The organism is Caballeronia humi (assembly GCF_001544475.1).
GTDB lineage: Bacteria > Pseudomonadota > Gammaproteobacteria > Burkholderiales > Burkholderiaceae > Caballeronia > Caballeronia humi.
This window is the reverse complement of sequence record NZ_FCNW02000247.1, coordinates 1-612: the sequence shown is the minus strand read 5'-3', so window position 1 is coordinate 612 and position 612 is coordinate 1. Positions and strand designations below refer to the sequence as shown.

Sequence of the window (612 nt, the reverse complement as noted above, 5' to 3'; positions counted from 1 at the left end):
GGCTTTAGCGCCAGCCGCCGCCCAGCTTGCTCCAGGCATTGGCTGCTGCATCCGCGCCCGAGCCGCCGATTGCCGATGCATTGCCGTGACCGTAGCCGCCTGCATTCGACGTGTTGGTATGGCTCGTCGTGGCGTTCGTGCCATTGCCGGTCACGCCGAAGCCGCTGCCCGAAAGCGCTTGCGCGTTCGCGTTGGCGGTGCCGTAGTCGGTTGCCTTGAAGAAGCCGTAGCCCGACACGGAAGCCGAGGTCTGGCCACCCGACGAAGACGTCGAGGTTGAGTTCGTTCCCGTGCCGGCGACAGCGGCAACCGAGAAAAGCGAGAACAGTGCAGCAGCGATCATCGAGCGTTTCATGATGGACATCCCTTGGTGAATTGAAAGTTTGTACTCTCTGTTATTTACCCACTACCACCTTCTCCTCCTGGCTGGCTCACGACACTCGTGGTCATGTCACCAGCTTGGCTGCAGCCTCCCGGCTTAGCGCCAGCCTCCGCCGAGCTTGCTCCATGCATTGGCAGCAGCGTCGGCGCCCGAGGTGCCGCCAGCCGTTGCACCGCCGAAGCCCTTGCCGCCGGCCGTCGTCGTGTTGATGTGGCTCGTCGTTGCGTTGG

Annotated in this window: 1 protein-coding gene; it reads right to left on the bottom strand. The window is 63.4% G+C overall.

The window, feature by feature from the left end; all coding sequences use genetic code 11:
• Positions 1 to 4 precede the first annotated feature (4 nt).
• Complete coding sequence (locus AWB65_RS35270) at positions 5 to 355, bottom strand: hypothetical protein (protein ID WP_181505623.1); 351 nt, start codon at positions 353 to 355, stop codon at positions 5 to 7.
• Positions 356 to 612: the final 257 nt, after the last annotated feature.

What these genes read in the sequence shown, in the direction of transcription:
- AWB65_RS35270 (WP_181505623.1), bottom strand. Translation starts at nt 355, where the DNA reads ATGAAACGCTCGATGATCGCTGCTGCACTGTTCTCGCTTTTCTCGGTT.